Source organism: Dyadobacter luticola, from assembly GCF_005860805.1.
In the GTDB taxonomy this organism is placed as follows: Bacteria; Bacteroidota; Bacteroidia; order Cytophagales; family Spirosomataceae; genus Dyadobacter; species Dyadobacter luticola.
The window spans coordinates 793,487-819,114 of sequence record NZ_VCEJ01000005.1 but is presented as its reverse complement, the minus strand read 5'-3'; the positions used below and the strand labels follow the sequence as shown (position 1 = coordinate 819,114).

21 protein-coding genes are annotated in these 25,628 nt (G+C 48.1%); 11 read left to right on the top strand and 10 right to left on the bottom strand.

The window, feature by feature from the left end; translation table 11 throughout:
• Window positions 1-75 precede the first annotated feature (75 nt).
• Window positions 76-822 (bottom strand): 3-oxoacyl-[acyl-carrier-protein] reductase, encoded by a 747-nt coding sequence (gene fabG / locus FEN17_RS22530; RefSeq protein WP_138367632.1) that lies wholly within the window; start codon window positions 820-822, stop codon window positions 76-78.
• 144 nt (window positions 823-966) lie between these two features.
• Between fabG and FEN17_RS22525 the strand changes: the two genes are divergently transcribed.
• Window positions 967-1,680 (top strand): SDR family oxidoreductase, encoded by a 714-nt coding sequence (locus FEN17_RS22525; RefSeq protein WP_138367631.1) that lies wholly within the window; start codon window positions 967-969, stop codon window positions 1,678-1,680.
• Between the two features lie 55 nt (window positions 1,681-1,735).
• Here the strand turns inward: FEN17_RS22525 and FEN17_RS22520 are convergent, their stop codons facing one another.
• The 3 genes from FEN17_RS22520 to FEN17_RS22510 are packed head-to-tail and all read right to left on the bottom strand — an operon-like array spanning window position 1,736 to window position 4,366.
• Entirely contained in the window at window positions 1,736-2,806 is a 1,071-nt protein-coding gene (locus tag FEN17_RS22520) for a hypothetical protein (protein WP_138367630.1), read from the bottom strand.
• Window positions 2,803-3,441, bottom strand: a complete 639-nt coding sequence (locus FEN17_RS22515) for an ABC transporter ATP-binding protein (protein WP_138367629.1) — start codon at window positions 3,439-3,441, stop codon at window positions 2,803-2,805. The genes FEN17_RS22520 and FEN17_RS22515 overlap by 4 nt, the downstream gene beginning before the upstream one ends.
• Before the next feature lie 28 nt (window positions 3,442-3,469).
• Window positions 3,470-4,366 (bottom strand): hypothetical protein, encoded by an 897-nt coding sequence (locus tag FEN17_RS22510; RefSeq protein ID WP_138367628.1) that lies wholly within the window; start codon window positions 4,364-4,366, stop codon window positions 3,470-3,472.
• A gap of 213 nt (window positions 4,367-4,579) precedes the next feature.
• Here FEN17_RS22510 and FEN17_RS22505 point away from each other — a divergent pair, with 213 nt between their 5' ends.
• Together FEN17_RS22505 and FEN17_RS22500 are read left to right on the top strand one after the other, a co-directional pair.
• A complete protein-coding gene (locus tag FEN17_RS22505) occupies window positions 4,580-5,614 on the top strand; it encodes an isoaspartyl peptidase/L-asparaginase family protein (RefSeq protein ID WP_138367627.1) in 1,035 nt (344 codons plus the stop codon).
• A gap of 34 nt (window positions 5,615-5,648) precedes the next feature.
• Entirely contained in the window at window positions 5,649-7,070 is a 1,422-nt protein-coding gene (locus FEN17_RS22500; protein WP_138367626.1) for an alpha-L-fucosidase, read from the top strand.
• On the opposite strand, the gene FEN17_RS22495 is transcribed toward FEN17_RS22500, so the two are convergent.
• Together FEN17_RS22495 and FEN17_RS22490 are read right to left on the bottom strand one after the other, a co-directional pair.
• Window positions 7,067-7,336 (bottom strand): type II toxin-antitoxin system RelE family toxin, encoded by a 270-nt coding sequence (locus FEN17_RS22495; protein ID WP_138367625.1) that lies wholly within the window; start codon window positions 7,334-7,336, stop codon window positions 7,067-7,069. The genes FEN17_RS22500 and FEN17_RS22495 overlap by 4 nt on opposite strands.
• A complete protein-coding gene (locus FEN17_RS22490) occupies window positions 7,330-7,617 on the bottom strand; it encodes a hypothetical protein (protein WP_138367624.1) in 288 nt (95 codons plus the stop codon). Before FEN17_RS22490 ends, FEN17_RS22495 begins: the two co-directional genes overlap by 7 nt.
• A 200-nt stretch (window positions 7,618-7,817) precedes the next feature.
• On the opposite strand from FEN17_RS22490, the gene FEN17_RS22485 reads away from it, so the two are divergent.
• Entirely contained in the window at window positions 7,818-9,281 is a 1,464-nt protein-coding gene (locus FEN17_RS22485; protein ID WP_138367623.1) for an alpha-L-fucosidase, read from the top strand.
• On the opposite strand, the gene FEN17_RS22480 is transcribed toward FEN17_RS22485, so the two are convergent.
• Window positions 9,282-10,352 carry a glycoside hydrolase family 76 protein gene (locus FEN17_RS22480; protein WP_138367622.1) on the bottom strand — a complete coding sequence of 357 codons (1,071 nt, stop codon included), beginning with the start codon at window positions 10,350-10,352 and terminating at the stop codon, window positions 9,282-9,284.
• A 176-nt stretch (window positions 10,353-10,528) separates the two neighbouring features.
• On the opposite strand from FEN17_RS22480, the gene FEN17_RS22475 reads away from it, so the two are divergent.
• The 5 genes from FEN17_RS22475 to FEN17_RS22455 all read left to right on the top strand — a co-directional run bounded on the left by FEN17_RS22475 (window position 10,529) and on the right by FEN17_RS22455 (window position 18,848).
• On the top strand, window positions 10,529-11,134 hold the full coding sequence (locus FEN17_RS22475; protein ID WP_171037979.1) for an RNA polymerase sigma factor: 606 nt from the start codon (window positions 10,529-10,531) through the stop codon (window positions 11,132-11,134).
• Between the two features lie 86 nt (window positions 11,135-11,220).
• The gene (locus FEN17_RS22470; protein WP_138367620.1) at window positions 11,221-12,327 is read left to right on the top strand and encodes a FecR family protein; all 1,107 of its coding nucleotides are present in this window, start codon (window positions 11,221-11,223) and stop codon (window positions 12,325-12,327) included.
• A gap of 187 nt (window positions 12,328-12,514) precedes the next feature.
• Window positions 12,515-16,093 (top strand): TonB-dependent receptor, encoded by a 3,579-nt coding sequence (locus FEN17_RS22465; RefSeq protein ID WP_138367619.1) that lies wholly within the window; start codon window positions 12,515-12,517, stop codon window positions 16,091-16,093.
• Between the two features lie 39 nt (window positions 16,094-16,132).
• Window positions 16,133-17,791, top strand: coding sequence for a RagB/SusD family nutrient uptake outer membrane protein (locus FEN17_RS22460; RefSeq protein ID WP_138367618.1), 1,659 nt, complete (start codon window positions 16,133-16,135; stop codon window positions 17,789-17,791).
• 94 nt (window positions 17,792-17,885) lie between these two features.
• Complete coding sequence (locus FEN17_RS22455) at window positions 17,886-18,848, top strand: sugar phosphate isomerase/epimerase family protein (RefSeq protein ID WP_138367617.1); 963 nt, start codon at window positions 17,886-17,888, stop codon at window positions 18,846-18,848.
• Between the two features lie 146 nt (window positions 18,849-18,994).
• Here the strand turns inward: FEN17_RS22455 and FEN17_RS22450 are convergent, their stop codons facing one another.
• The 3 genes from FEN17_RS22450 to FEN17_RS22440 all read right to left on the bottom strand — a co-directional run bounded on the left by FEN17_RS22450 (window position 18,995) and on the right by FEN17_RS22440 (window position 20,700).
• Complete coding sequence (locus FEN17_RS22450) at window positions 18,995-19,258, bottom strand: Txe/YoeB family addiction module toxin (protein ID WP_138367616.1); 264 nt, start codon at window positions 19,256-19,258, stop codon at window positions 18,995-18,997.
• Complete coding sequence (locus tag FEN17_RS22445; RefSeq protein ID WP_138367615.1) at window positions 19,255-19,461, bottom strand: hypothetical protein; 207 nt, start codon at window positions 19,459-19,461, stop codon at window positions 19,255-19,257. The genes FEN17_RS22450 and FEN17_RS22445 overlap by 4 nt, the downstream gene beginning before the upstream one ends.
• A 66-nt stretch (window positions 19,462-19,527) precedes the next feature.
• Window positions 19,528-20,700, bottom strand: a complete 1,173-nt coding sequence (locus FEN17_RS22440; RefSeq protein ID WP_138367614.1) for a substrate-binding domain-containing protein — start codon at window positions 20,698-20,700, stop codon at window positions 19,528-19,530.
• A 385-nt stretch (window positions 20,701-21,085) separates the two neighbouring features.
• Between FEN17_RS22440 and FEN17_RS22435 the strand changes: the two genes are divergently transcribed.
• Complete coding sequence (locus FEN17_RS22435; protein WP_138367613.1) at window positions 21,086-24,112, top strand: SusC/RagA family TonB-linked outer membrane protein; 3,027 nt, start codon at window positions 21,086-21,088, stop codon at window positions 24,110-24,112.
• 21 nt (window positions 24,113-24,133) lie between these two features.
• Complete coding sequence (locus FEN17_RS22430) at window positions 24,134-25,627, top strand: RagB/SusD family nutrient uptake outer membrane protein (protein ID WP_138367612.1); 1,494 nt, start codon at window positions 24,134-24,136, stop codon at window positions 25,625-25,627.
• The last annotated feature ends 1 nt before the right edge of the window (window position 25,628 follow it).

Sequence of the window (25,628 nt, the reverse complement as noted above, 5' to 3'; positions counted from 1 at the left end):
TGGTTAGTAATAGCTAGCTGGCAGCGTTACAATATACAAGGAAACTGCCAGCTATTCTATAAACGAACAAAGTCACTAGGTTAACATGCCGCCGTCAACTTGTAATACTTGTCCGGTAATGTATCGGGATAGATCGGACGCCAGAAAAACGCAGGCATCAGCCACTTCTTCGGGCTGCCCGCCACGTTTCATAGGGATCGATTGCTTCCATTCTTCCACCGCTTTCGACTCCACAGCACCCGTCATCTCGGTTTCGATAAAGCCCGGCGCCACGGCATTCGAGCGGATATTTCTTGAACCCAGTTCCAGCGCGATGGATTTTGTAAAACCAATAATACCGGCTTTGGAAGCAGCATAGTTGGATTGTCCCGCATTTCCACTGATCCCCACCACCGAGGTAATGTTGATGATCGATCCGCTTTTGGCGCGGATCATGGTTTTGGTAGCCGCTTTTGTCAGATTGAAAACCGATTTCAGGTTGATATTGATAACAGTATCCCATTGTTCCTCGCTCATGCGCATCAGCAGGCCGTCGCGGGTGACGCCGGCATTGTTGATAAGAATGTCCAGCTTTCCAAAGTCAGCCACCACGTCGGTTACCAGCTGATCGGCCGCCTGAAAATCAGAAGCATCTGAGCGATAGCCTTTTGCCTTGATACCGAATGCTTCCAGTTCTTTTGTAAGCGCTTCGCCTTTTTCAACACTGGACAGGTACGTAAATGCTACGTTGGCACCCTCCTCGGCAAGCCTGAGCGCGATAGCCCGGCCGATTCCGCGGGAAGCTCCCGTAACAAGCGCTACCTTGTTTTCTACTATTTTCATAAATGAGGTTTAATCTGTCAAAATGAATTACCAGGGCCAAAAATAGAATATTGCCAAGAGACCGTCAAAAAATGCGTCTTTTAAAACCTTCTCTCTGGCGCGACTGTTTTGGGGAGACAGTTGTTTCACTAAACCAAAAACTGAATGTCAGAATCAATCAAAACCGCTCTGATTACCGGCGGCTCAAAAGGAATAGGTTACGGGATCGCCGAAGTATTGATCCAGGAAGGCATTTATGTTGCCATCACCAGCCGCTCCCAGTCCAGCGCCGACGAGGCTGCGGCATCACTCAACAAAATCCGGGAAGGTTATGCGCTCGGCATTGAATCGGACGTAAGAAATTTGCAGTCTCAGGAAAAAGCCGTGCAAACCGTGCTCGACAAATGGGGCCGCCTCGATTATTTTATCGCCAATGCTGGCGTCGGTCACTTCGCCCCCATCCAGGAATTATCCGCAGAACTTTGGCAGGAAACCATCGACATTAACCTGACCGGCGTATTTTTCAGCGCAAAAGCTTCGATTCCGGCCCTGACAGAATCAAAAGGTTATTTCATCAACATTGCCAGCCTCGCCGGTACCAACTTTTTTGTCAACGGAACTGCCTATAATGCCAGCAAATTCGGTCTGGTCGGTTTTTCACAGGCGATGATGCTGGACGTCCGCAATGCCGGGATCAAGGTCACGACCATTATGCCTGGCTCCGTCGCCACGGAATTCGCAGATCACAAACCTTCGGATAAGGATGCCTGGAAAATTCAGCCGGAAGATATCGGGCAAATTGTTTCTGACTTAATCAAATTGCCAGCCCGGACATTGCCGAGTAAAATTGAAGTAAGGCCCTCAATGCCGCCGAAATAGCATTGATTTTACAATAAAGATTGATAAAAGCCAGGCCGGAATGTTCGTCTGGCTTTTATACTTTATACCATTTTGGAAAAATAAAATAGGAGTAAATAAGTGCAGCGCCAGCGAGTAGCAGTAACGGAATTTTGTATAAAATCAAAAGGGTAAGTCCTACAAATCCGAAAAGGAAAACATTCATAGAATCCTCCTGTAAGCCATTTTTTTTGTAAAAAAATAAATGAGATAATACGAGGAGCGCGAATCCCAGAAGATAAAGCTGGATGATCTCCGAGAATGTCAGTGACACATTGCGCATCGCCGCCAATGTTTCGGGCAAGATCAAAATCGCGTGCAGAGCCACTATTTTACCAAATCTTCTTGCATTTGAAACCGGCATCGAGCGTCCCCACAACCAGATATCGCTTTCCCATTTAAAAAATTCATAGGAAATGCCCAAATTCAGCAGGTAAGCCAGCGAAAGTCCGACCGCGGGCAGCCGGATATCGTAAGTATCGGTGTTGTAATAAAGCATTGTTCCGACCGAAACCAGCACGGCGCCCACTTTTCCAGCCAGTAAGGTGATCCCACGTTCGCGCAAAAGCCACTCGAATGTCCAGTAAAGCCAGGAAGTCGGCCGCGGGAAAGGCCATTTTGCAATCGCGCTGCTGGTTTTAGCAACATACAAAGCCGGATTCCGGATACGCCACTCGGCGATGAATGCAATGCAAAATGTGAGAATGGTATAGAAAGGAAAAATCGGCCAGAGCCGGTCGGTTACTTTCTCTTGTATTGAAATAGAAAAGAGGTAGACACCATAATAAAGTATTGGCTGTAAGAAGCTTAGTCCCAACAAAAAGAAACGCACGAATCTGCGTGCTGGCGACCAAATTCTCGCATAGTAGATGAATGTGTATTCCGGCAGTTTCCAGGTTTGGGCTAAATATTGGGAACAGAATAAAGTATATACTGCCCAGATCGCAAAGAGATAAAACATTCCGAAAGAACCTGTCAGGAAAAAAACTGCAAAAGCGTGATGCTCCCGCCCGCTCAAAAACCCGAAGAGAATTCCTAGCAAAACCAGGAACATGCCTGCCCGCTGTCTGAAAAATGCAGAAACCGTCGAGATCAGGACCGTTTTCATGCCGCGGTTATTTCTTGTAATATCTTGTTTTTAAGCGCAAAAGTTTTGCTGACCGTCAAGCCGCCTTGCTGAAAAAGCTGGTGAGAAGAAAGCAGAAATGTGACGCCAACCGCGTGATAAGATCTAATCAGCTCAAACAAAGCTTTCTGCGCTTCGAAATCAATGGTAATCAGCGGCTCGTCGAGAATAATGACCGTCGGCGCGCCGAGAAAAGCCACCGCCAGAGAAACCTTTTTAACCATCCCGCTGGAACAACTGCCGAATGTATTTTTAAGATAATTTATCCCGAGCGCTTCGATGAGTTTTTCGACTTGTCCTTCCGGCGCTTTTTTAGCTTCGGCAACAAAACTTATAAGATCAGAAGGAGTTAAAAATGAGGGATATAATGGTTCAGCTTCACCTAAATTCAGCCGCAGCCGGTAATCGACAGGCTGCTTTTTCAGATCATATTGATCATTTAAAATAACATTGCCCTGATAAGGCAGCATGCCCGATAATGTTCGGAAAAGTGTGGACTTACCTGCGCCGTTTTCGCCCTGGATCCAGTAAATGCCGTGCCCGATTTGAAATGAAGGAATTGCCAGGATTTCCTGGTCGCCATATTTCTGGTGGAGGTCCCTGATTTCCAAAACCATTTGCAGCGGAGGTATTGATTGAAGCGGGTTATTTCGCGGGCTGGTAGCCGAACTCCTCTTTTAAGACTTTCAGAGCCACTTCCTCCTCGTATTTGTATAAATCCTTATTAAAAAGTGCCTCGTGACCCGCATTTTTCAAACTCACCCAGCTGTGCGTCACATAAGGATCATAATCAAAATTAGCGAAAGTATGTCCTTCATTATTAAGTTGGTGAAACCACGCCACACCCACATCGATCACATTGATAATCCCAAAAGGCGTCGCTTTTCCGTACGGAACCGTATCCGGTTTTGCTTTTTCAAGGTTCACCAGGGCAACATATTCATTCAGCCTGCACTCGGGCAGCGGCCAGGGCCGGTCTTTTTCAATGTATTCCGCATAAAATTTACTTCTCGGCGGACCCGGATATTGCTCATTCAGGCGCATGATCTCTTCATAGCTCGGCCGGTAATTTAGGTAGCGGTCGCCATCGCACAACCCAGCCGAATGTGCCGGACAATTCCAGCACTGCCCGATCTTCCCGATACCCGTGTGGTCACCGATATTTTTAAGATACTCACCTACCAGATCCCCGGAAAAATACAAGTCGTTATGGATGATGAGCAGGAATTTTTTATCCGTTTTCTCCCAAGCATACTGATACCTGATCGCTCTCCGGTACAGTCCAAACTTTTGCAAAAACTGGTTAACCTGCTTGTACCAAAACCAGAAAAGCGGCCGGTAGTAAATAATCTTACCTTGACCCAGCATTTTAAAAATAAACTTAAAATCAACAGGCTCAGGCTGTTTGCGTTCTTCGACGAAATAAATTTTATCGATCCACTGACCTGAGTGTTTCAACAAAGTTAAAAGTGTGATGGCGGTCTGGTAGGGTTTGCCGTAAGCATTAATCGCTACATCGACACTGGCTGGTTGCGGTTGCATCAACAAAGTGTGTTTCATTATTTTAAACCAGTTACAAAAAAAATATAAATTTTTCAGAGTGAAGCCACTCCGCAATGTTACTTGACAAAATTTTGTATTTTGATTGACGTTCGAATGATTCCATCCTATATTTGAAAAAATTTCGTATTCCCTTCGGTATTTTTAAAATATTTACAAATCTATTATTCTGGCACTCACCCCAAATCCAGCATTATGAAATCCAACCGCCGGTCTTTTCTGCGTTTTTCTGCCCTTGCGTTGCCCTTAACCCGTATTAATCAGGTCTTTGCAAAAAGCAAGGCTGTGAACAAGCCGCTGGTCGTTTCAACCTGGAATAGCGGGCAAATTTCAAACGCAGCCGCCTGGCCAGTGCTGGAAAAAGGCGGAAAAGCGCTCGATGCCGTCGAACAAGCAGCGATTGCCATTGAAAATGACATTAACTGCTGCGTTGGCCTCGGCGGTAACCCCGACCGCGACGGCCACGTAACATTGGACGCCTGTTTGATGGATGACAAGTTTAACTGCGGTTCCGTTGCCTTTGTGGAAAAAGTAAAGCACCCGATTTCACTTGCGAGGAAATTGATGGAGACGACGCCGCACGTTTTTCTGGCGGGAGAAGGCGCACAACAGTTTGCGATAGCGAGCGGATTTAAACTGGAATCCGGCAAACTTTCGCCTGATGCGGAAAAGGCTTATAAAGAGTGGCTTAAAAAGGCCGATTACAAGCCGGTGATCAACATTGAGCGCCAGCAAGCCCATCCAAAAGGCCACGGACCATTTGCACCCGAGCGTTTTGAAGACGGTTCATTCAACCATGATACGATGGGTACGATCGCTCTGGACGCGTCGGGAAATTTGTCCGGAATGTGTACCACAAGCGGCATGGGCTTCAAAATGCGCGGCCGCATCGGCGACTCTCCGATCATTGGTTCGGGCCTATATGTTGATAATGAGGTGGGTGCAGCAACCGGCTCCGGCCAGGGCGAAGAAGTGATACGCATTTGTGGCACACATACCATCGTAGAATTGATGCGGAATGGTGCGACCCCTGCCGAAGCTTGCAAAAAAGCGATCGAGCGCATCATCAAAATCAATCCCGAGAAAGCCAAAACATTCCAGGTCGGTTTTATTGCGATCAATAAACAAGGCGAAATCGGTGCGTATTCGATCCAGAAAGGCTTTAACTATACGGTTACCGAGCAAGGCGGAAAAGGAAAAGTGATCAATTCGGAAAGCTACTTCTCATAAAATATCAGTCTGTATACATTCAATATTTTTTCAAATGAAATTAAAATCTGCGGCGATCCTGCTTTCGGGGTTGCTTTTGGGAAACCTGTCGCTGGCCCAGCAACATTCGGAGCAAAACCACTCAAAATATGTAGCCCCTACCGACCCGCTGGTGCAGCAAAAGCTGGCTAAATGGCAGGATGTCAAGTTTGGCCTACTGATGCATTGGGGAACGTATAGCCAGTGGGGGATCGTAGAATCATGGTCGCTTTGCCCGGAAGACGAAGGCTGGTGTGAGCGGAAAGGACCGCATTCGCATGATTGGTATGAGTACAAAAAAGCTTATGAGGACATTCCGAAAACATTCAACCCTGTAAAATTCAATCCTGAAAGATGGGCCACTGCCGCGAAGAATGCAGGGATGAAATATGTGGTTTTTATAACCAAGCACCACGACGGCTTTGCGATGTTTGATTCAAAGTACACTGATTATAAGATTACAAACACGCCATTTAAGTCTAACCCAAAAGCAAATGTAACCAAAGAAGTGCTGGCCGCATTTCGTAACCAGGGCTTCATGACGGGTACCTATTTTTCCAAACCTGACTGGAATAATGAATTTTATTGGTGGAAATATTTCCCGCCTAAGGATCGCAATGTTTCTTATGATCCTAAAAAGCGTCCGGAACTTTGGAATAAGTTCAAAGACTTCACTTACAACCAGATAGAAGAGTTAATGTCGGATTATGGCAGCGTGGACATTCTCTGGCTGGACGGCGGCTGGGTGCGTCCGTTCAGTACCATCGACCCAAATATCAGCTGGCAGAAATCCATCCCGTACGACCAGGATATTGACATGGCAAAAATCGCCAAAATGGCCCGCTCGCACCAGCCAGGCCTGCTTGTCGTAGACCGGACTGTGACTGGCGAATTTGAAAATTACGTTACGCCCGAGCAATCCATCCCAGATCATTATATGTCAATCCCCTGGGAATCGTGCATGACGATGGGCGATTCCTGGTCTTACATTCCAAAAGAAAATTTCAAATCGACGCAGAAGCTGGTGCATACCTTGGTCGACATTGTTGCCAAAGGCGGAAACCTGCTGCTGAATGTCGCCCCCGGCCCCGATGGCGAGTGGCACGAAGAAGCCTACCAGCGCCTGGAGGAAATGGGTAAATGGATGAATGTCAACAGTGTAGGGATCTACGAAACCAAGCCACTAGCACCATACCGTCAGGGTAAATGGGCTTACACCAAAAAAGGAAATACGACCTACGCCTTTTACCTGGCCGACGCTGGCGAGAAGCTGCCTGCAACTTTGAAACCCGAAGGTTTAACATTGGCTCCGAAAGCTAAAATCACATTTGCGGGCAACAAAAAGGCATTGAAAGTGAAAGATGGAGCAATTGAAATCCCGGCAAAATCTGCGGGTGAGATAGGCTTGCAGCCGGCTTATTTGTTTGTGATTGATTAGGGAAATGATTTGTACACATTGCCGCGAGCTAAAACTCGAAGCAATGTAACATCGGGGTGAATGTATTCAATGCCGATACGCCAGTCACCCACCCGAATCCTATGATACTGACCCTCCTGACCCGCCATTTTCTTGTAGTCTACGCCGGAAACTTCGAGATTTTCAGCTTCCTTTAATTTAAGAATAACTTCAAATACCCGCTTCTGAATGTCTTTGGGAGCTTTTTTGAGGTCTTTTTCAAATCTCTTGACATATTCAACTACCATCCCATTTTCTTTATGAGATCGTCTATCGGATACCGCGGCTCGTTGCTCTCGGCACGCGTGAGTTCCAGTAAAAACATATCTTCAAGCCGCTCGCTTTCGATAATGTCCAGTATCTTCTTCATCTCATCAGGCGTCCAGTTTCCGCGTTGTTTTTTAACACTAAATGTTGGAGCCGGCATTCCGATCTGCTCTGCCAAATAGGTATTCTTAAACCCTGATTTGTTAATCAAAAGGCTCATATTTTTCCTTAATTCCATATAGTCATCAATAATATTGAACATAGCATGAATGATTTGGAACGTTGAAGAGTATTCAAATTTATAAATAAAAATTAAGGTTTTTGTTAGGAATACTGGCTTTCAAACGGGTAAAGAAATTATCCCGTCAACATACTCGACAAAAATCGACGAAGTGTTTTCAAAAAAACCGATCTTCACTTTTCAATACTACTTGACACTTACTACCTAATTTTCATAAAGAAATGATCAGACCTGTAGCCGCTCTTCTTTTACTTACTGCACTGAATTCCTTCGCGCAAACTCCACCGAAACCATATGGCGCATTACCCGCTCCACGGCAGGTAGCCTGGCACGAAACGGAAGTTTACGGCATCATGCACTTTACGCCGACGACATTCGAAAATAAGGAGTGGGGTTTTGGCGACGCCGATCCGAAGACATTCAATCCCAGTGATTTCAATGCGGAGCAGATTATTTTGGCTGCGAAGGCAGGTGGCTTAAAAGGTATCGTGTTGGTCGCTAAACATCATGATGGATTTGCGCTCTGGCCCACAAAAACCACGGATTATAACATTTCCAAAAGCCCTTTCCGCGGTGGAAAAGGTGATTTGGTAAAAGAAGTCGCAGACGCTGCAAGAAAACACGGACTGAAATTCGGGGTTTACTGCTCTCCCTGGGACCGGAATAATGCCAAATACGGTACACCGGAATATCTGCAAATTTACCGCGAGCAGCTGAAAGAACTTTATACCAACTATGGCGAGCTTTTCATGTCGTGGCATGACGGCGCGAATGGTGGCGATGGCTACTACGGCGGCGCGAAAGAAAAACGCTCGATTGACAACACCACTTATTACCAGTGGGATTCGACCTGGACGAACCTGACCCGCAAACTGCAACCTTCGGCCAACATTTTCAGTGACATCGGCTGGGACGTGCGGTGGGCTGGGAATGAAGACGGCAGTGTAAACGAAACTTCCTGGGCCACATTGACCCCAAAACCATCCGAAGGCAAAAACGTCGCCGTGCCAGGACAAGCGAATGCTACCGAAAATCCAGGCGGCACAAGAAACGGAAAGTTCTGGATACCAGCAGAATGTGATGTCCCGCTGCGCAAAGGTTGGTTTTATCACCCGACAGAAAAACCTAAAACACCTGAAAAATTATTTGATCTCTATCTCAAAAGTGTAGGCCGCGGTGCCGCATTGGATCTGGGTCTTGCACCGGACACGCGCGGGCAGCTGCACGACGATGATGTTGCCGCACTAAAATCCTTCGGCGACCACTTAAAACAAACATTTGCAACCAACCTGGCTGCACGGGCCTCATCCAAAGCCGTGAATGTACGCGGTTACAACTCCATTTACAGCGCCAAAAACTTGCTCGACAGCAAACCGGAAACCTACTGGGCCACCGACGACGATTTCAAAACCCCGGAAGTGATCATCGACCTCGGCCAACCAGCGGTTTTCGACATGATCAGCATTCAGGAATACATTAAGCTGGGTCAGCGCATCGAAGAATTCGCTGTGGATGCCTGGCAGGGCGACCAGTGGAAAGAAATTTGTAAAGGCACCAGCATCGGCGCCAAAAGACTCGTCAAGCTCGAAATCCCGGTCACTTCTTCGAAGTTGAGACTAAGAATCACCAAATCGCCTGTGAGCGTGGCGATTAGTGAATTTGGGGTTTACAAGGATTCGGAGTAATTATTGGTGGCTCAACCCCTCCAACCTCCCATACATTTCCAGCATCGCCGCCTGATCGATCAATGATTTGACCGGTTTGCTTCCCAGCAGGCCGGTCGCGTCTTTTTCTTCCTTCCAGATCCGCTCGGCGTCGTCTTTGAACATTTGGAAATCGCCGGCGGTTTTGTCCACTTTATACAGTTCTTCGAAACCGCGCAGCAGGACTACATTGAACCAGTAGTTATCGGGCAGGCGGTTTTTCTTGTAAAAATAGGCTTTTGAGCCTGCTGCCAGCGCTTTTGCCTCGTCGAGGTATTTGCCTTCGCCGGTGAGTGAATAGAGTAAAACACTGGCTTGCAGCATCGTGCCCGTATTATAAGTATACCGCGCGGAGTCTATTTTCAGGTCCGGAATTTTGATTGCGTCGTAATAAACACCCTCCGGCGCGCGCAGGGTTTCCTTCGTCCAGTCGTACAATTTTACGGCAGTGGTGAGGTACTCTTTGATTTGGGTAATCTTGTAAAGCTGCAACGCAACCAGGATTCCTGGACCATTTGAGCAGGTATTTTTCGTATTTTTTTCATCCTCCCGCCAGTATAGTCCCCCACCCGATTTGTCATCATAACCCGTCATTTGAAAACGGTAAATTTCATCCGCGATCTTCATGTAAGCCGCATCCTTCGTACGGTTGTACGCATCCAGACAGGCAATCGCAATCCACTGATTATCGTCATAAAAACGGGCGTCTTTTTGCTCTTTGGTCACGTAAGCCTGGTAACCCGGCGCGGGTGCTTCTGTGTTGTAATATTGCCCTATTGCTTCCAAAACCGGTTTCATATATTGTTTGCCCGGCAAAACCGTCTCCACTTCGTCGGCTGCCTGGACTAATGCACAGAGCGGCCAGAGGTAGGAATGCGGCTTTTCATTTTTACCGGTTGTCTCGAAAAATAATCCGGTGGAAGGTTCGTAAAAATGCTTCTGGATATTCCACATAATCTGCCCCATCCTGGCTTTGTAATCGGGTTCCGACTGGGCGCGGGCTATTTGATGAAGCGATAAAACAAATAAAAAAATGAGGACTCTGCGGACCATGGCGTGGATAAGGTTAAGAAAAGTGGCGGGTGAGAAAATTTACTGGTACATACATACCTGCCATTTTGTAAAATAAAATAATAAAATTTTGTTATTTCAATATAATGCAAAATAGTATTTCAAATAGTCGGCTGGTTGCTTATTTTTGGAATACATCCTAAATCTTTACTCCCAGATTGGACAGGCCAGCCACACTTCATGACGACAATATTTTATGGAACCTGTTCCGCGATGGGGACGAACACGCATATACCGAACTCGCCCGGCGATACTACCGTACTTTGCTGACTTACGGGCACCGGTTTACCCCTAACCAGCAGGTCGTCGAAGATACGTTGCAGGATTTACTGATCCATCTCTGGCTGCACCGGGAGTCTATCAATGATACCCCGCACGTCCGGTTCTACCTGCTCAAAGCGTTTCGTCACCGCATGTTAAAAACGATCAGGCCGCTCGCCGACGTGGTCGAGTTTACGGATGAATTTGACGAGCATTATGCCGAATTTTCCAAAGAAGACTTGCTGATCCAGCACGAAAACAGCGAGGCGCTTACTATGCAGGTCCGCAATGTGATGGAGCAACTACCTGTGCGCCAGCAAGAAGTCATTTACCTCCGTTTTTTTCAAAATCTTCGTACCGAAGAAATCGCCAGTCTGCTTTCTATCAACCCGCAGTCGGTGAGCAACATTACCCAGCGGGCGCTCTCGAATCTGCGTAAATTCTGGCCTTCCACTTCTTCCATTTCTATTTGTTTTTGCTGGTTTTCCCAAATTTTCGCCTGAAACAAAAAATATTTTCAAAATAATATTATCCAGGTGAGTATCCCGACAGATTTCAGGGATAATGTAAACAGTTGACCCTGGCAAGCATGAATTCCCGGTTTTCCCAAACATTAGAACATTTACTTCAAGACCCCGCTTTCATCAGCTGGACCAAGGGAGAGAAACCGCAGGACGATTTACTGTGGGAACATTGGGCGGCCGAAGCGCCTGACCGTCAGGAAATTCTTGAAAAAGCGAAAGAGTTTGTTCATGCCGTAGAGTGGGAAAACCGGCTGGTTTCCGACAAGCACATTGAGCGGAAAATTGCGCAGGCGCTGAAAACCGCGAAACAAATTGAGATCATCAACCGAAAAAACGCTGTAAGCCGGTTCCCGATGTCGGTGTGGAGCATGGCGGCATCGCTCTTGATCGCTTTGGGGATCGGGTTTACGGTTTTACGGATTTATAAAAATCACACAGTCAGCACTCAGAACCAGCCAGTTGCAGCGGATACCAAAAGCATTTTCAAAACTGTGACGAATGAAAGTGCCGCCGTCAAATACGTGCGGTTACCTGACGGCAGCTCGATTGTTTTGCAGAAAAACAGTACGGTCCAATTTCCCGAACATTTTGAAAAAGATAAAAGGGAAGTTTACCTGCTCGGTGACGCATTTTTTGAAGTAGTGAAAAATCCTGATCAGCCATTTTTTGTCTATGCAAATGAGCTTGTTGCGAAAGTGCACGGGACCAGTTTCAGCATTCAGGCGGAGGAAAAAGGTGAACAGGTAGTCGTGGCAGTCAAGACAGGGAAGGTTTCTGTTTTTGCAAAAGACGATTCGAAAGCAAAAGATTACGAAACCGACAAAACATTAAGTGCCATGTTACTGACTTGCAATGAGCAGGTAACATTTGAAAGAAGCGGATCAAAGCTTGTACGATCGACGGCAAAAAGTCCGGTTCTGCTGCATATCCCGATTGAAAAACAGGTTTTTACCTATTCCGAAACGCCTGTCAGCGAGGTATTTGCGTCTCTTGCGAAAGCTTATGGCGTTGACATTCATTACGATAAAGCGGCGATGGCACATTGCAGCATTACGGCAACATTGGGCGATGAGCCGCTTGAAAATAAACTGAAATGGATTTGTGCGATCCTAGAAGCGGAGTATGATACCGACCAGGAAAAAATCAGCATTAAAGGAAATCCCTGCCAATAATTTTACTCACCTAAAACAGACATTATTTGGTTAAAAACAAAAAAGGTGAACGATGCGTCAACATCATTCACCCTATCTAAAATCCCCCTTTCTATGCTGGCGCTAAGAGCATCCCCGACAGGAAGTCGAACAGGGATGACGGGAATTATTTTGCCGATTTTTTATCACCTACAAAACAAACAAAAGTATGAAAAAAACCTTTTACCGGCAGAGATTACTGCTCAAAATCATGAGAATAAGCCTCTTACAAATGGTGCTGGTTGCGGGGTTATCGCAGCTCGCTTTTGCCTTCGAGGGATTCGGGCAGGAGGTGCTGAGCCGCAAGCTGACCATCAACATTAAGGAACAAAAAATCGGCGCAGCCCTGAATCAGATCGGCAAACTTTCGGGCGTAAATTTCATGTACAGCCCGGAGCTGATCCGCTCGGAACGCAAGGTGACTTTCAGTGCCAAAGAAGAAAAACTGGAAGCGATCCTCGACAATTTTCTCACGCCTTTGCAGGTAACCTACGAAGTTTCGGGCAAGCAAATCTTGCTGAAACGCGCCGCGTCGAAATCCGGACAAACATTGCAGGAAGGCGCAGGTACCTCCATCAAAACCATCCAAACAATTGATTTTTCCATCAAAGGAAAGGTAGTAGATGCTTCTGGCGCGACCATTCCTGGCGCCACAGTGGTTTTGAAAGGCAGCTCCTCCGTCGGTACCACGACTGACGCGGACGGTGCATTTTCGCTGACGGTACCTGACGGCAGCACGACATTGGTAGTATCGTCTATCGGCTTTCTGACGCTGGAAGTGGACATTGCGAACAAATCGCAGGTGGATATAACCTTGCAATCGGACGTAAAATCGCTGAGCGAGGTGGTAGTGACAGGTTATTCTTCTCAATCCAAAAGAGACATTACCGGCGCGGTTTCGACCGTGGACGCTACCGAACTGACCAAAGTGGCTGCACCCAATGTTGCGCAGCAGTTGCAGGGACGCGTGGCGGGGGTGACGGTTACTTCCAACAACAGTCCGGGCGGCGAGGCGACGGTACGTATCCGCGGTTTTGGTACGATCAACAACAATGATCCTTTGTATGTGATCGACGGCGTGCCGACCAAGGGTGGTTTGAACAGCATTAACCCGAACAACATTGAGTCGATGCAGGTTTTGAAAGATGCTTCTTCGGCTTCGATTTATGGTTCGAGAGCTGCAAACGGGGTGATTATTATCACTACGAAAAAAGGAAAAGCAGGTGCCGCAAGGTTTACATTCAACTCCCGCGCAGGTTTGCAAACTGGTAAAGTGGACCTGGACCTGATCAAAGATCCGCAGCAATTCGGCGACCTGCTTTGGACGCAGCGCAAGAATGCGGGCGTTTTAACCAATGGTAACCCCTCGCATCAGCAGTACGGAAACGGCCCGACGGCAGTGGTACCGGACTACATTCTGGCAGGTTCGAGCTACGGACTTTTTGAGGGCGACCCTAAGACTGATCCGGCGCTCTACAACTACAACCGCGCAGGTTTTTATCAAATCGTAAAAGCCAATAAGGAAGGAACCGACTGGCACAAGGAAATCCTGCGACCGGCTGCCATCCAGGAATACAATGTGGGTGCTACCGGCGGGACCGAAACAGGCCGCTACGCGATTGCACTCAACTATTTCAAGCAGGATGGGGTACTGATCCACACTTCGTTTAACCGATATTCTTTGCGCTCGAATACCGAGTTTTCTTTCAAAAAACGCATTCGTCTGGGCGAAAACCTGGAAGTGAGCTATACAGAAAACAAAGGGTACTATAACAACAATGGTACCGCCAGCTCGGCCAATAACCAGGATGGAAACCCAATCGGAAATGGTTACCGGATCCCCTCCATCATTCCGGTTTACGACATTATGGGCAACTTTGCGGCTACCCGCGCGGCTGGCCTCGGCCCCGCTACCAACCCGGTCGCGCAGCTTTGGCGGACACGCAAAAACCAGACGAATAACTTCCGCGCATTCGGTAATGCTTATCTGGAAGTGGATATTCTCAAAGATCTGACGGCGAAATCCAGCATTGGTATCGATTTAACTGCTGCCAATCGTGTGGGTTACACCTTGCTGGATTTGGAAGAGGCTGAAATTGAAGCGGCGAATGCCTTGACTAATGCGAATGCCTACGACATTAACTGGACGTGGTCGAATACATTGAATTACAACAAAACCTTCGGCAACATTCACAAACTGGGCGTGCTGCTGGGAACTGAAGCGATTAAAGGAACCGGCCGTGATTTCTCGGCGACACGGACCACATTCTTTTCGGAAGATCCTCAGTATATGTTCCTTAGCTCGGGAACTGCGGGTATTGCCAATGCTGGCGGTGGCTACGAGTGGGCGCTTTTCTCCCTCTTTGGAAAGGTTAACTATGCTTTGAAAGACCGCTACCTGCTCGAAGCAACCGTACGCCGCGATGGTTCTTCTCGTTTTGGTCAAAACAACCGCTACGGAACATTCCCGGCATTCAGTGCAGGTTGGAGGCTTTCGGAAGAAGCATTTCTGAAACCGGTAAACTGGATCGACGACTTGAAAATCCGTGCTGGCTGGGGACAAACTGGTAACCAGGAAATTGGTAACTACAACGGTTTCAGTACTTACCGCTCAAATCTGGGACTTTCTTCCTATGCGATCGGCGGTGGGAACAATGCAGTTGAGCCAGGTTTTGACACCGAAGCATTTGGTAACCCGGATGCGAAGTGGGAAACAACCACCCAAACCAACCTTGGTTTGGACGCGACTTTCCTGAAAGGGATGTTCGGGCTGAATCTGGATTTGTACAATCGTACTACCTCCGACATGTTGTACCAGGTAGCATTGCCTGCAACCCAGGGAGTTGCCACGATTCCTTTCGTGAATGTGGGTGAAATGAACAACAAGGGAATTGACCTCGCGATCGACTTCAATAATAAAGCTTTGAACGGCGACCTGACTTACTCGGTAGGGGTTAATTTTTCGACCTATAAAAATGAAGTGAAGAAGCTGAACAACAGTGCGACTGCTGTGCTCCTCGGCCCTGCAATCCGCAGCTATACCTGGACGCGCTCGGTGGCCGGAATGCCTTTGTATTCATTTTATGGTTTGCAGATCGATGGTATTTATCAAAACCAGGGCGAAGTGGACAATGGTCCGAAATATCCCGGTTACGCGGCAGTTGGAAAATACAAATACCATGATACCGACGGCAACGGCACCATTACCGACAATGATCGCGTCTTCCTCGGCAACCCGCACCCGGATTTTACTTATGGTATCAACCTGAATGTGGGCTACAAAAACTTCGACCTCTCGGCATTTTTCCAGGGTGTGAAAGGCAACCAGATCATCAACATGGTGAAACGCTGGGTGGATTTCAACAACCAGGCAGGTAACCGCAGCCTCCGGATGCTGAACGATTCGTGGACGCCCGAAAATCCGGATGCGGTACTCCCTATCCTGGACGCAAACGACAGCCGCAGCCAGCAGCCTTCCAGCTATTTCATCGAAGACGGCTCGTATTTCCGCATGAAAAACCTGACGCTGGGCTACACATTACCGACCGGTGTTTTGTCAAAAATCGGTTTTGAAAGTGCTCGCGTGTATTTGCAGGCACAAAATCTTTTCACGATCACCAAATACAGTGGGATTGATCCTGAGGTGACATCGGTGGGTTCTGCGCCGGGAAGCACGGTGCTGGGTGTGGATCAGGGGAACTATCCTAACTCCAAAATGTACCAGATCGGTATCAACTTCGGATTTTAAACCAGGCTATCTTATCATCTGACAATCATTCATTTATATATGAAAAAGACATTATTAACAGCAATAATCTGCGCGGCGATGATGGCTTCGTGCAGCGAAAGCTTTCTGGAAACGACACCGCTCGGGGTAGGAAACGAGCAGTCGCTTTCCAACAAAACAGGGGTGAATGCCGTCCTGATCGGCGCGTACAGCCTGCTCGACGGCGTAGGTTCCGGACCGGTGAATACCTCTTCCGTAAGTAACTGGATCTACGGCTCCATCGCTTCCGACGACGCCTACAAAGGCAGCGACGTAGGTGACCAGGCGCAGATCACGACCATCGAACGCTACATTCCACAGGCAGATATCGGGGCTTATAATGATAAATGGGTGGCGGTGTATGACGGTGTTTCACGCTCCAATAATGCGATCAAACTTACCGGTTTGGCCACGGACATGACTGCTGCCGAAAAAGCACAATCGCTGGGAGAAGCGCGGTTTCTGCGCGCCTGGTACCATTTCGAAGCCAAAAAGCTTTGGAACATGGTGCCTTACGTGGACGAAAATGTAACCGACTACATTAACCTGCCGAATGATCAGGATATCTGGCCGCTGATCGAGGCGGATTTCCAGTTCGCGATCGACAATGTATCTGCTACCAAGGCGCAGGTAGGTCGCGTGAGCAAGTGGACTGCGAAGGCGGCGCTGGCGAAAGTGCACATGTACCAGCGGGATTACACGGCTGCCAAGCCGCTGCTGGAAGACATTGTCACAAATGGACCATTTTCCCTGGTTGCCAATTTTCACGAAAATTTCCGGATCGCGACGGAGAACAATGCTGAGTCGATTTTTGAGGTACAAATGTCTGTGGGTGACGGCGGTGCCGGCCAAAACGGAAGCTGGGGCGATAACTACAACTTCCCCTACGGCTCTGCACCTGGCGGCTGCTGCGGGTTTTATCAACCGTCTCAAAATCTGGTCAATGCATTCAAAACGGATGCGGCAGGACTTCCTATGCTGGATACATTCAATGATGTGGATGTGACCAACGACGAAGGACTTTCTTCGACCGATCCCTTCACGCCATACGCCGGCACATTGGACCCGCGCCTCGACTGGACGGTCGGCAGAAGAGGGTTACCTTTCCTGAACTGGGGCACGCACCCAGGCAAAAACTGGATTCGCGACCAGAGCTTTGGCGGGCCTTATACTTTCAAAAAATTCTTCGCTTACAATGGTGAAAATGCAGGTGCGGAGTCGCCGCGTGCCAATGCGAATAACTATCGCGCGATCCGTTTTGCGGACATTTTGCTGATGCGCGCCGAAGTAGCGGTAGAAGAAAATGATCTGGCAACTGCCTTGAAAATCGTGAATCAGGTTCGTACCCGCGCCGCTAATGTGGTGGTGACGGATGCTGCCGGAAGGCCTGCCGCTAATTATTTGGTGAAGCCCTACCCTGCTTTTGCTTCGCAGGATTATGCCAGAAAAGCAGTGCGCTTCGAGCGCCGCCTGGAACTGGCGATGGAAGGTCACAGGCATTTTGACCTGGTGCGCTGGGGAAATGCGGATGTTGTTTTGAACGCCTATCTCGCGAAAGAAAGCAAGAAGCGGACTTATCTGTCGGGTGCAACATTCGTGAAAGGCAAGAGCGAATACTTCCCAATCCCTCAGGCTCAGATAGATATTATGGGTTCCAGTGTTTTGAAACAAAATCCCTGATCAGATTTGGACAAAGCAGGTTGTTTTTACTAAACTTGCTTTGTCCAAATTTTTCAAATTATATTGCAAAAAACTATTGCTAAAAAACTGCTCAATGCAACTACTCACTTCGGAAAACAACCTTGAAAACAACTCCCGCAGAAACTGGTTGAAAACGTCCGCGCTGGCGGGTGCGGCCATGTTGGCGGGTAAGTCGGCCGAGGCGGAGCCGGTGAGAAAAGCCCCGGCAAGGAGGATCCCGCTGGCGGTTTCAACCTACTCTTACTGGCATTTTGGCAAAGAGAAATTTCCTATTGAAAAGGTGATCGAGGATGCGGCGCGGATGGGTTTTGACGGCGTAGAAATTCTGCACCGCCAGATGGAAAACGAAACGATACCTTACATGAACAAGCTTAAAAGGCTGGCGTTCGATAATGGTTTATCACTCCCGCTGCTTTCCATCCATCAGAGCTTTGTGCAGCCGAAGGAAGAAGATCGTAAAAAAGACATTGAACATACCATCAAATGCATTAACCTGGCAACGCAAATGGGCATTCCCGCAATCCGGATGAATACCGGCAGCTGGCGCACCGTGAAGCGCGACGCCAATTATTACAAAGACGGAAAAGAGCCGCCGATTGAAGGCTATACCGACAAAGATGCAATCAAATGGTGTATTGATTCGATGGGCGAATGTCTGGTTGCGGCAGAAAAAGCGGGTATCGTGCTGGCGATTGAAAACCACTGGGGACTGTCGTCTAACATTGATTATTTGCTTGAAATTTATAAGCCGCTGGCTTCTTCGCCGGCGATGGGAATGAATGTGGATACGGGCAATTTTGTGGGAGATCCCTATCCGCAATTTGAACGCCTGGCGCCATACGCAACCATCGTGCAAGCCAAGACGTACTACGGCGGAGGCCACTATTACGACCTCAATCTGGATTACAAACGCATTGCAGAAATCCTGCGCAAGGCCAATTTTAAGGGTTATATATCGCTCGAAATGGAAGGAAAAGAGGACGCCGCCACGGCCGTTCCTAAAAGTTTAAAGTTATTCAGGGAGGTTTTCAGCTGATACCCCCGGCAAGGCAATCATAATTATATTCTGTTAGTTAATAAAGTGCGTTTCCGCTGGATTCGCACTTTTTTCTTTTGATGCAACGAATGCACCGCAGCGGCGGCCGCGAATTAACCACAAATATTATTCGTGTATTCGTGGCATTAAACCCTATCAAAATGATATTTACACTTGATAATAGTAATGAGATCCTTCTCAACTTTGTAGATAAGTCGATGTTCATCCGAAATCCTGCGTGACCAGTAACCAGATAAATTTGCCCGGAGCATTTCGGGTTTTCCTTTTCCTTCAAAAGGTGTCCTCAAACATTCCTTGATAAGTTCGTTTATCTTTTTTACAACATTTTTATCTTCTACCTGCCACTCTAAATATTGATTCCAGGCCAGGGTTTGCCAAGCTAGTGTCAAACTTCAATCAGGTCATGGTAAACAATATTTCTTCCTTCTTCAATATCGCGAATTGCTTCCATTAATTTTTTCCCGTTGATACCTCGCATTAAATACTCTGTGGTATCCTCTGGAATATCAAGCTTTCTCTGAGACTTGATGGTTCTCAACAGGTGTAGGATCGCTCGTTTTTCTCTTCCTGACGGCACTGCTTGTCGTAACATAAGATGATAGGTTTAATAATAAGTATGTGTCATGAATTGAGGAACCAGAACAAATATAACCAAATTTCAAAAAACTTTTTTTCGCGCCGAGGAGCCCCGGACGATCAGTTCTGTTTTCAAAATTTTCTTCTCCGGCAGTTCGGCATCGTCTGAATCGATCAGCTGCAAAATCCAGTCGGCGGTGGTGCGGCCCATTTCTAAGGTGGGCTGGCGCACGGTGGTGAGGCCTGGACCGATGTAGACCGATTCGGGGTTGTCGCTGAAACCTACTACGCCCAATTCGTCGGGAATACTGATCCCTTTTTCCTTTGCCATCAGCATGATTTCAATCGCCGAGGAATCATTAACTGCAAAAATGGCATCGGGGCGGTCGGCCAGATCGAGCAGGTATTGACCATAAATCCGTGCTTTTTGCTGGGTTAACATACCCTGGATAATCATATGGCTTTCAATAGTCTTGCCGTACTTTTCCATCGCAGCCTTGTATCCCCGCAACCTTTCCTGGCTAACCAGCAAATTCAGTGGGCCGCCGAGGTGCGCAATACGCTCATAACCATTGAGGATCAAATGTTCCACTGCCTGAAATGATGCCTCAAAATCATTCACAACCACTTTCGGCACATCTACCTGTTTGCAAACGCGGTTGAAAAGAATCAGCGGAATTCCCCGCTTCGCAAACACATTCAAATGCTCGAAATTGTTGGTTTCCTGCGTCAGCGAAATGATCAGGCCGTCGATGCGGTTAGCTAACATGGCTTTTGCATTTGATACTTCTACCTGATAGGATTCATTGCTCTGCATGATCGTCAGGTTGTACCCAGCCTGGGTCAGGATTTCATGTGCGCCGATGATCACATTCGGGAAAAACGGGTTTTGAAATTCCGGGGCGATGAGGCCGATGGTATTTGTGCGGCTTTTTACAAGGTTGTAAGCCAGCTGGTTAGGCTGGTAATCCAGCTGCGTTACCTTTTCCAAAACCGCCTGCCGGGTTTCCGGACTGATATCCGCATGGTCGTGCAAGGCGCGGGAGACTGTTGAATTGGAGACACCCAGTGAGCGGGCAATGTCAATGATCGTCGTTTGGTGACGCTTTCTCTTTTGGAGGGACAGGATCGAAGGGTCCTTTTCAGAATGTGTAAAATAGTAATTGCAGGATTTGCAAAGGTACCGCTGCCTGCCGCGCACATAGCCCGCTTTCATAATGCTGTCTACCTGCTCACACTTCACACATTTGATCATAGCTATTGTACTATTCTAATTCATTCAAAATTCAGACCGCTTCGATAAAGTTAAGTCCCTACCTGCCAACTCACTGGCAGTCCTCATCTCAATCATCCTCACAAATTTAAGAAAATACCATATTAAAAATATATAAAACCATATATCGGCAACGTATCCGCAAACGTTCCCGATAGTTTTTGATCTAATTCCTGATTTTTTTGTGGTATTAGCGCAGTACCAGCGATCTTACCTACCTATATATTTACTCAAAACAGCCACCAACGATTTGCAATTTTGAGTCGAGTATTCGGTGCTTCGGTTACAAAAGACAGCTGCTTGAAGTAATCTATTTTGCACTATTCCTATTTTATCATTTTCCGGATCAACCCTAAATTTTAGCTCAATGAAGAAAAAAATACCTTATCTGTTTATGCTCCTGATCTTTTGTCTGGGCATAACGCCATCATTGCTGGCACAGTCAGGCAAAGTCACCGGCAAAGTAGCCGACGAAAAAGGCGAGGCCATTCCCGGCGCGAGCGTCACCGTAAAAGGCACGCAGCAAGGAACACTGACCACGGCGGAAGGTACCTACGCCCTGGAAGCCGCGGGTAATGCTACTTTGGTGATCTCATTTGTCGGTTATCTCAAAGAAGAAGTTGAAATCAACAACCGTACGAACATCAACATTACCCTGAAACCTGATACCAAAGCTTTGGAGGAAGTGGTGGTAGTGGGTTACGGAACGCAGCGGAAGGTGGAAACCACAGGTTCCATCGCCTCTGTGAAAGCTGCTGACCTCGTGCAAACGCCGGTCGCGAACATTGCCCAGGGCTTGCAGGCGCGGGTTTCGGGTGTGCAGATCAACCAGAATTCGGGTGCGCCGGGCGGTAATATCAGCGTCCGGATCAGGGGTACCAACTCGATCAATGGTTCATCCGAGCCGCTTTACGTGATCGATGGGATACAGGTTTCAAATGGTGGCGGCATCACGGATGTAAGCCCGCTTTCGACCATCAACCCGAATGACATTGAGTCGGTAGAAGTTTTGAAAGATGCTTCTGCCTCAGCGATTTACGGGGCGCGTGCCGCAAACGGTGTAATTTTGATTACCACAAAAAGAGGTAAAAATGGCGCGACACGAGTCACTTTCGACAGTTATTATGGCACGCAGAAAGTAAACAAAACCCTCGACGTACTCAATGCGGCCCAATTTGCGCAGCTTGAAAATGAGGTATTTAAAAATAACTACTACCCCGATCCTGCCTCACTGGGCGAGGGTATCAACTGGCAGAGCTACATTTTCCGCAAGGCGCCAATCCAGAACCACCAGCTTTCGATTAATGGCGGTACCGAAAAAACGCAGCTGGCACTGTCGCTCAATTATTTTGACCAGGAAGGAACATTCATCGGCTCCGGTTTCAAGCGTTATTCTTACCGCCTGAACCTCGACCACCGGATCAGCAAAAAGATTAAAATCGGGACGAGTATCCTGGGAAGTTATTCGGTGAACGATGGTATTCAGACCGGTGGCGAGAACATTGGCGACGGCGGCGCGGTGCTATCCTCGGTACTCGGCGCGGCAATCGGCGCACCTCCGACATTGAAACCCTACCGGGAAGACGGATCGATATTTCCTTTCGGTGAGCAGGCTGGCGGTCAGTACCGCGAGGTGGTGAACCCGTTGAATTTTGCTGCGGCTTTGAACAAAAGGGATATTAAAAGAACATTGGCCAATTTGTACGGCGAAGTGAATCTGTTCGAGGGACTTACCTATCGTGCTTCCTTCAACATTGACCAGCGCGGCGAATTGTACGACGGCTACTCACCCCGCTCGATCGTCAACAAAAGCGATTTGAATGATAATTCAGGTTCCGGCTCCAAGGCCAATGCCAATTACCTGGCGCTGCTGCACGAAAGTATACTGACTTACAGCACCAATCTTGGCAAAAACCATACATTCAAAGCGACTGCCGTATTTGGTACCCAGCTGGAAAATTCGAATTCCAACACCATGAACGCCAGCGGTTTCCCTAATGACGCCACGAAGAACGAAGCGATGCAGCTGGCCCTGACGCGTACCGTGAGCAGCGGCCGCAGCAGTCAGCGTCTGGATTCATATCTGGCGCGCGTCAATTATGGTTTTAAGGACAAATTTTTCCTTGACCTAACGGCCCGCGTGGATGGTTCGAGCAAGTTTGGGGCCAATCATAAATACGGTCTTTTTCCCGCAGTATCAGCGGCTTATCGTCTGATCGAAGAGCCATTTTTGAAAAGTGTGACCTGGCTTTCGGACTTCAAACTGCGTGGCAGCTTCGGTATCACCGGAAATGCGGGCGGTATCAGCCCCTACCAGTCACTTTCTACGGCGGCGGCTACGGGCAGCGATTATATGATCAACCATACCTATACCACCGGTATCAACCCGACCGGCATCGCCAACCCGGATTTGCGCTGGGAGCGTTCGGTGCAGACCAACTTCGGGGTGGATATCAGCGTGTTGAACAACCGTGTGAGTTTTATCGCCGATGTTTATCAGAAGAAAACGAATGATTTGCTGTATGTAAAAACGTTGCCGCTCAGCTCAGGTTACGGCACATTGACTGGCAACTTTGCCGCGTTGCAGAACAAAGGTCTGGAACTGGCCGTGAATGCCAGGATCTTAAATGGTGCATTCAAATGGGATGTTTCGGCAAACACGACCATCAACCGGAACAAGGTCATTGACCTCGACGGCGGTGTAACCAACGAACGTTTTATAACCACTTACACCGTGCTGAAAGTGGGCCAGCCGCTGGGCATGTTTAAAACCTATGTTTTTGACGGCATTAACCAGACTGGCGAAACCATTTTGCCCGGCTACGACGGACGTGTTGGCGGACATAAAGTGAAAGACGTAACTGGCGACGGACAGATCACCGCAGCCGATCAGGTCATTGTGGGTAACCCTAATCCGAAATTCATTTACGGGTTTTCTACTAATATGGCTTACAAAGGATTCGACCTGGGCCTGTTCATCTCGGGCTCGCAAGGCAATGACATTTACAATGCAAGCCGCCTCTCGTTTGAGAACCCGCTGGGTCAGCGCAACTTGCTGGCGGGTGTCGTAAACCGCTGGTCGCCAACGAATCCGAATAACCAGTATGTAAGTCCGGCACAAGGCGGCAGGCTTCCGATTTCCAATTATGTGGTGGAAGACGGTTCTTATCTGCGATGCAAAAACCTGACGTTGGGATATACTTTCCCCAAGTTTAAAGGTGTGCAGGCAATCCGAATTTATGCCAGTGCAAACAATCTTTTCACCATCACGAATTACAGTGGATTTGACCCGGAAGTAAATACTTATGCTGGCTCAAACACCGTCATCGGGGTTGACAACTTTGTTTACCCACAATCCCGCTCATTCCTGGGAGGTCTTCAGATCACATTCTAAACCCGACATTATAATCTGAATATGAAACATTTAGCAAAAATATCCGCCAGTTTGGGTATCCTGGGAGTTTCCCTGCTGCTGCCCTCCTGCAACCTGGACGAGACGATTTACTCGTCGATTTATACCGAAGAATTTTACAAAACCGCTGCTGACGCCGAAAAAGGACTGGTAGCTGTTTACGGCGCATTTGGCGGACTCGGCGGCGCGCCCGCATTGACATTGATCGCGGATTTCAGCGACGACCAGACTTATCCCCGCGGGGTGGTGGGGCGTAACACATTGACCATGTTCACTTACGACGTCAATTATACCACCCAGAAAAGTAACAGCCGCGTGAATGAGTCGCCGCAGCAGATCTGGCAGTCGTGTTATGGCGGGATTGAAAAGGCAAACTGGGTAATCGCCAAAGTGCCCGATGCCACGATGGACGAAGTACGTAAGAAGCAGATTTTGGGCGAGGCGTATTTTCTGCGTGCTTTTTATTATTGGTTTTTAACTAAAAATTTCGGCGATGTTCCGGTAAAAATCACTCCGAGCTACACCGAGGAAGAAGCTTCTACCGCGAAAAATCCGAAAGCGGATGTTTACAAGCAGATTTACGCCGACCTCGATCAGGCGACTACGGCAGGACTGCCTTCCTTCCCGACGGTGATGAAAGGCCGGGTTTCCAATGAGGCGGCGCTGGCGCTTTATGCCAAAGCCGCTTTATATAATGAGGATTGGGCGAAGGCGCTGGAAAAAGCCAAAGCCGTGATCGCGAGCGGCAAACATGCTTTGCTGCCAAATGTCTGGGACTTGTACCGCTATGACAATGAAGACAATGCGCGTCTGGAAAACATTTTTGCGTACGAGGCTGATCCGGTGTCCCCTGGTCTCGGTCACCAGCTGGTCGGTCTTTGTGGTCCCGCGGGAAGCGCCGGTCCGGCTTATGCAAAAACTTCCTACGGGTCGATGTTTGCATATCAGTCATTCTTTAATTCTTTCGATCCAAAAGATGCACGCCGGGGCCTGCTCGACACCAATTACATTGATAAAACAGGCAAAGTAGTGCCGCAACGCAGCATTACACCAATCACGACGGAAGGTGTTTTGATCAAAAAATACCAGGACCCGATTTCGACAATCGGTTTGATCCCTAACATTCCGATCCTGCGCATGGCAGATGTATACCTCATCGCTGCCGAAGCGGAGGGACGCCTGAACGGGCCCACCGCGGATGCTTATGCTTTTGTAAATGCAATCAGAAAACGCGCAGGGCTGGCCGATCTCAAAACCGGATTGACCAAAGATGCTTTTATCGAGGCTGTTTTGCAGGAACGCGCCTGGGAATTCTTCGCAGAAGGCGACCGCTGGTATGACCTCACCCGCACGAACAAATTCCTGACGGTTATACCGAAAGCAGTGAACAGCGTATACCCGGTAAGGAATGTGAGCGCCAAAAACCGCTACTTCCCAATTCCGCAAGACGAAATCAACGCGAATCTCAAACTGGAACAAAACCCGGATTGGAAGTAAT

Excerpts from the sequence above, each read along its gene's own strand:
- FEN17_RS22495 (WP_138367625.1), bottom strand. The coding sequence starts at position 7,336 with ATGGTAGTTGAATATGTCAAGAGATTTGAAAAAGACCTCAAAAAAGCT.
- FEN17_RS22440 (WP_138367614.1), bottom strand. The coding sequence starts at position 20,700 with ATGATCAAATGTGTGAAGTGTGAGCAGGTAGACAGCATTATGAAAGCG.
- FEN17_RS22510 (WP_138367628.1), bottom strand. The coding sequence starts at position 4,366 with ATGCAACCGCAACCAGCCAGTGTCGATGTAGCGATTAATGCTTACGGC.
- FEN17_RS22490 (WP_138367624.1), bottom strand. The coding sequence starts at position 7,617 with ATGTTCAATATTATTGATGACTATATGGAATTAAGGAAAAATATGAGC.
- FEN17_RS22480 (WP_138367622.1), bottom strand. The coding sequence starts at position 10,352 with ATGGTCCGCAGAGTCCTCATTTTTTTATTTGTTTTATCGCTTCATCAA.
- FEN17_RS22465 (WP_138367619.1), top strand. The coding sequence starts at position 12,515 with ATGAAAAAAACCTTTTACCGGCAGAGATTACTGCTCAAAATCATGAGA.
- FEN17_RS22445 (WP_138367615.1), bottom strand. The coding sequence starts at position 19,461 with ATGTTACGACAAGCAGTGCCGTCAGGAAGAGAAAAACGAGCGATCCTA.
- FEN17_RS22485 (WP_138367623.1), top strand. The coding sequence starts at position 7,818 with ATGATCAGACCTGTAGCCGCTCTTCTTTTACTTACTGCACTGAATTCC.
- FEN17_RS22500 (WP_138367626.1), top strand. The coding sequence starts at position 5,649 with ATGAAATTAAAATCTGCGGCGATCCTGCTTTCGGGGTTGCTTTTGGGA.
- FEN17_RS22435 (WP_138367613.1), top strand. The coding sequence starts at position 21,086 with ATGAAGAAAAAAATACCTTATCTGTTTATGCTCCTGATCTTTTGTCTG.
- FEN17_RS22470 (WP_138367620.1), top strand. The coding sequence starts at position 11,221 with ATGAATTCCCGGTTTTCCCAAACATTAGAACATTTACTTCAAGACCCC.
- FEN17_RS22515 (WP_138367629.1), bottom strand. The coding sequence starts at position 3,441 with ATGGTTTTGGAAATCAGGGACCTCCACCAGAAATATGGCGACCAGGAA.
- FEN17_RS22525 (WP_138367631.1), top strand. The coding sequence starts at position 967 with ATGTCAGAATCAATCAAAACCGCTCTGATTACCGGCGGCTCAAAAGGA.
- FEN17_RS22460 (WP_138367618.1), top strand. The coding sequence starts at position 16,133 with ATGAAAAAGACATTATTAACAGCAATAATCTGCGCGGCGATGATGGCT.
- FEN17_RS22505 (WP_138367627.1), top strand. The coding sequence starts at position 4,580 with ATGAAATCCAACCGCCGGTCTTTTCTGCGTTTTTCTGCCCTTGCGTTG.
- fabG (WP_138367632.1), bottom strand. The coding sequence starts at position 822 with ATGAAAATAGTAGAAAACAAGGTAGCGCTTGTTACGGGAGCTTCCCGC.
- FEN17_RS22430 (WP_138367612.1), top strand. The coding sequence starts at position 24,134 with ATGAAACATTTAGCAAAAATATCCGCCAGTTTGGGTATCCTGGGAGTT.
- FEN17_RS22520 (WP_138367630.1), bottom strand. The coding sequence starts at position 2,806 with ATGAAAACGGTCCTGATCTCGACGGTTTCTGCATTTTTCAGACAGCGG.
- FEN17_RS22455 (WP_138367617.1), top strand. The coding sequence starts at position 17,886 with ATGCAACTACTCACTTCGGAAAACAACCTTGAAAACAACTCCCGCAGA.